4 protein-coding genes are annotated in these 4,459 nt (G+C 59.9%); 2 read left to right on the plus strand and 2 right to left on the minus strand.

Annotation, left to right across the window (positions count from 1 at the left end):
• Positions 1-593 precede the first annotated feature (593 nt).
• Together AC0L3A_RS34660 and AC0L3A_RS34665 are read left to right on the plus strand one after the other, a co-directional pair.
• Positions 594-791 (plus strand): hypothetical protein, encoded by a 198-nt coding sequence (locus AC0L3A_RS34660; RefSeq protein WP_473256061.1) that lies wholly within the window; start codon positions 594-596, stop codon positions 789-791.
• A 125-nt stretch (positions 792-916) separates the two neighbouring features.
• Complete coding sequence (locus AC0L3A_RS34665) at positions 917-2,449, plus strand: FAD-dependent monooxygenase (RefSeq protein WP_473256062.1); 1,533 nt, start codon at positions 917-919, stop codon at positions 2,447-2,449.
• Positions 2,450-2,694: 245 nt separating this feature from the next.
• Here the strand turns inward: AC0L3A_RS34665 and AC0L3A_RS34670 are convergent, their stop codons facing one another.
• Both AC0L3A_RS34670 and AC0L3A_RS34675 read right to left on the minus strand, forming a co-directional pair.
• Positions 2,695-3,159, minus strand: coding sequence for a hypothetical protein (locus tag AC0L3A_RS34670; protein WP_473256063.1), 465 nt, complete (start codon positions 3,157-3,159; stop codon positions 2,695-2,697).
• Positions 3,156-4,430 (minus strand): reverse transcriptase domain-containing protein, encoded by a 1,275-nt coding sequence (locus AC0L3A_RS34675; protein ID WP_473256064.1) that lies wholly within the window; start codon positions 4,428-4,430, stop codon positions 3,156-3,158. The genes AC0L3A_RS34670 and AC0L3A_RS34675 overlap by 4 nt, the downstream gene beginning before the upstream one ends.
• Between the last annotated feature and the right edge of the window lie 29 nt (positions 4,431-4,459).

Consider the following 4,459-nt stretch of genomic DNA (forward strand, 5'->3'; position numbering starts at 1 on the left):
CCCCCCCCCCCCCCCCCCCCCCCCCCCCCCCCCCCCCCCCCCCCCCCCCCCCCCCCCCCCCCCCCCCCCCCCCCGGGCCGGCACGTTCGCGCGTGCACGGCCAGCAATGGTACGGACGGCGGCACGCCGATCGGCGCTCCCTCAACGCGTTTCAAGCGAGTGCGTGGCCGTGATGCGTGGGCCGCCGTCCGATTCCAAAAATGGGATACGAAAAAACCCGCGGCGGATTTTGTCCCGCGCGGGTGTTACGAACTTTTCGATGATGCCACTATGGCACTGTTTTGCCCGACGGGTCAAGTCCTATTTCGTTTTTTCGAAATTAAACCGGATCGCGCTTCGAAAGCCCACGTCAGGCAGTCGTCGACATGAAAAAGGCCCGCCAGCGGGTTGTACCGTGCGGGCCGAACCAAACTCTTCGACGATGCCACTATGCCAGTGTTTTGCCCGACGGGTCAATCTCTATTTCGATTTTTGCGAATTAAAGCCGACGGAGACCTTCGGAAAGTCATTCCAGTCAGGCTGCCGGCGTTTCGTCCGACGTGTCAACGAACGAACCGTCCCTGCCCGCGTTAGCCGGTCAGGAGGATCGACCAATGACGCTGAACCTGACACCGAAAACATCGCGAGACTTGCCGGGCCAGAAGCCGCGCATCGACGGGGAGCGCGACACGCGAGAGGCCATCATCCCGGACGCTGACGAAACCGAGGACAGGGATCGCGATCTCGTTCACAGCGAGGGCGGAACCATCGATTGTCCCACCAAGCCTGGCGATCTCTCGAAGGACGATTAGGCCGGCGAGCCCGAATGACGAGGCTCTTGCTCCCATTCTGATATGTGGTGCGCAACGGGCTTGCTTCAAGTCCCCGGTGATCGCGTAGAACCCTCGGCCCAGCCAACAAGTCGAGGGGTCACGACATGTCCGTATTGCTTCCGACGTCCCGGTCGCGCAGCCGGAAACAACAGGCCACAGCGAACAATCCGGCGATGACAGACCATGCCGTCGTCATCGCCGGCGGCGGACCGACCGGCCTGATGCTGGCCGCGGAGCTCGCGCTGGCGCATGTCGACGTCGCCGTGGTCGAACGGCGCGCCGATCAGGAACTGGTCGGCACCCGCGCCGGCGGCTTGCACGCGCGCAGCATCGAGATCCTCGACCAGCGCGGCGTCGCCGATCGTTTCCTGCGTGAGGGACAGATCACCCAGCTCGCGGGCTTCGCCTGGACCAGGCTCGACATCAGCGATCTCCCCACCCGGCACGCTTACGGGCTCGCCCTGCGGCAGAGCCACATCGAGCGCATCCTGGCCGACTGGGTCAGCGAGCTCGCGGTGCCGATCTATCAAAACCGCGAGGTGACGGGTTTTGCGCAGGACGAGAGCGGCATCGACGTGACGCTGTCCGGCGGCGAGACCTTGCGCGCAAACTATCTGGTCGGCTGTGATGGCGGCCGCAGCCTGGTGCGCAAGGCCGCCGGCATCGAGTTCGCCGGCTCCGAGCCGACGCTGAGCAACCTCATGGCCGAAGTCGAGATGCGCGACGAGCCCGCATGGGGCCTGCGCCACGACGCGCTCGGCTTTCACGGCCTCAGCAAGACCGAGAGCGGACGCGTGCTGGTGGTCGTGACGGAAGCGACGCTCGATCGCACCGGCGCGCCCGGTCCCCGCGATCTCAGCGAAGCCCTCGTCGCCGTCTACGGCACCGATTTCGGACTCCACAACCCGTCATGGATCTCCCGCTTCACCGATGCGGCACGGCAGGCCGTCTCCTACCGCAAAGGCCGCGTGCTGCTCGCCGGCGATGCCGCGCATATCCATCACTCCGTCGGCGGGCAAGGCCTCAACATTGGCGTGCAGGACGCCGTCAATCTCGGCTGGAAGCTCGCGCAGGTCGTCAACGGCATCTCGCCCGACAGCCTGCTCGACACCTACCAGGCCGAGCGCCATCCCGTCGCTGCGCGGACCTTGCGCAACACCATGGCGCAAATCGCCCTGCTCCGCCGCGGCGAGGCTGGCCTCAAGGCCGCGCGCGAGGTCGTCGCCGAGCTGCTCGGCATGGACGCGCCGCGCCAATTTTTTGGCGCGATGATGAGCGGTCTCGACGTGCACTATGATCTTGGCCAAGGCCACGCGCTGCTCGGGCGGCGCATGCCCGATCTCGATCTGACGGTCGACGGGCGGCCGCTGCGACTGTTCACGCTGCTGCACGGCGCGCGCGGCTTGCTGCTCGATTTTGGCAAGACAGGCAGCCTCGACATCGCGCCCTGGACCGATCGCGTCGATCGCATCGAGGCCGAATACGACGGCCCGTGGCAGCTTCCGGCAATCGGACAAGTCGCAGCACCCGGCGCCGTGCTGGTACGGCCCGACGGGCATGTGGCGTGGGTGGGAGACGAGAGCCAACACGGACTTGCGGACGCGATGATGAGGTGGTTCGGGCCGGCTGCGGATTAGTTTCAGGTCGGGCGCGAAGGAACGCGGCTCAAGATTCGAATATTCGCGCGCCCAGCGTGCGCAGGCTCATCGACGCTGCCGAGTTGCTGCGGTGGCGTGGGAGCCGGCTGATGAGATAGCGCGTCGCGCATCCATTGGGGTAAGCCGATCAGAGCCGCGTTCTCTTGCTGTGGAGACTCCAATGGAGTCGATGGCGACGGTGTTTTCATTGCAATTCCTCCTCTGGAGACAAGACGGTGCGAAGCTTACGAAGCCTCGGGTTCGCTGGTCTCATTGTTGATTATCGATGGATGATCCGGATGTACGATGATGCGTTCGATCCGTTGCAGCAATTCGCGCGGCCGTGCGTCCGAAGCCAAGGGCTGCACCGGCTTGCCCCACCCACGATCAAGAATAGAGTTTGCGGCAGCCACCCGCGCAAAGGCATTCGCTGTCTCTCTAAACATGATGGCAGCAAGCACGTTGAGTGCGGCTTCGGTCTTGTCGCGTGCCAGGGTTTCGATATCGGCCAGCGTTGGTGTCCTGAAATCTTCACTGGCCACATGCTGAGCAACAGGAAGATGCAGCTCGGTCCTTCTCCTAAATTTGGGCATTGGAAATCCATTTGTTAAATGACGAGTCTCCGGAAATAAAAAGCCCGCGGCGGATTGCTCCGCGCGGGCATGATCTTCAGTGATGACATTCTGCCAGTGTTTTGCCCGACGTGTCAAAGGTCAAATTCGAACCCTCCGTCAGGCAATTCTGCTTTACCTAACCCCATGAACTCTCTTCCCTCAGGTGTCGCGTACTTCAAGACGTTAGTCCCAAATACATCCTCAAAAATCCCTTCAAGGATCTTGCGTGCGATACGCCTGAGTTCACTATCGAGCAACGCGTAATCATAGGTGTTGCGGTAAGTACCAAGATAGGAGGATATAGATCGCCATAAACTCGCACTAGCTTCGTGGAAGTTTACGCGCTCTTTCCGCAAGTTTTCGAAGCTGTACTCTTCTTCCAACCTCGCTTCTATTTTTGCGATCTGTTTTCTGCCAACCCTCTTTTCATAGTTTCCGGTTGCATCGAGATAGACTAGTTCGAGACCGAGAAAGGACACAGGCTGCTTTGGAGCGACCATCTGCGTTTTCGATGAGTCTCCACCCAACTCAGGGATAGTCAGTCCTTGTGCAGCAAGTTGGGATTTCACAAATTCGAAGCCGTCTTTCGCAGCGCTCTTCGTGTGAAAAAACAGCAGCAAGTCATCAGCGTAGCGAACCATCTCGATTCGCTGAGCTTTAAAGCTATTGTCGAAGTCGGTTAGAACGAGGTTGGCTAGTAAAGGCGAGAGGGGCATACCCTGCCGCAAGCCTCGACCTGCGGTGATCCCCTGTTTTGCGAGCATTGGGCGAGTGACACTCGTTTGCTTGATTTCGCAATCAATAAAAGAATGAATTAGAGGCGTCAGGCTACTGTTCCTGAGCGCTTTCGTAACCCGCGTCTTCGCTTCCAATCGCGCTATTCGGTCGAAGAATGATTCAATGTCTGTCTTGAGGCACCAATCATAAGAACGACGAAGTTCAATCGCTCGAGCGATAGCGCTCGTTGTTCCTCTTCCTTTGATGAATCCAAATGAGAACTCGTTCTCTATCGGCAGCTTTTCCCTCGTTACGAGGTAGCTCACGATCGCCTTCTGAACGATACGGTCTTTTATCGCTGGTATGCATATAAGCCTGTCTTTATCGGAGTTGGGCTTCGGGATGAATACCGGTTTCAGTTTCGATGGATGATATCTTCCAAAGCGCAGATCGGACGCAATTGATGCGAGCCGTTCATCTACCCGCAAGGCAAATTGCTCAGCTGTTATTCCGTCCACCCCAGGACGGCCGGGATCTGACGTGGAGTCTCTTGATCCCTTCCACGCGGCGAACAGATTCGCTTTCGAAAGAATCTTTATTGGCTTTGGGAAATTGTCTGATCCGGTTCGCCCAGGCTGAGGGTCGAGCAAAGGGTGCACCTAAGCCTGATTGAACGGGC

The sequence above is a fragment of the Bradyrhizobium sp. MI1.3 genome (assembly GCF_055811695.1).

Bases quoted from the DNA above. Each gene is read 5' to 3' on its own strand.
- AC0L3A_RS34665 (WP_473256062.1), top strand. From the start codon at position 917: ATGTCCGTATTGCTTCCGACGTCCCGGTCGCGCAGCCGGAAACAACAG.
- AC0L3A_RS34660 (WP_473256061.1), top strand. From the start codon at position 594: ATGACGCTGAACCTGACACCGAAAACATCGCGAGACTTGCCGGGCCAG.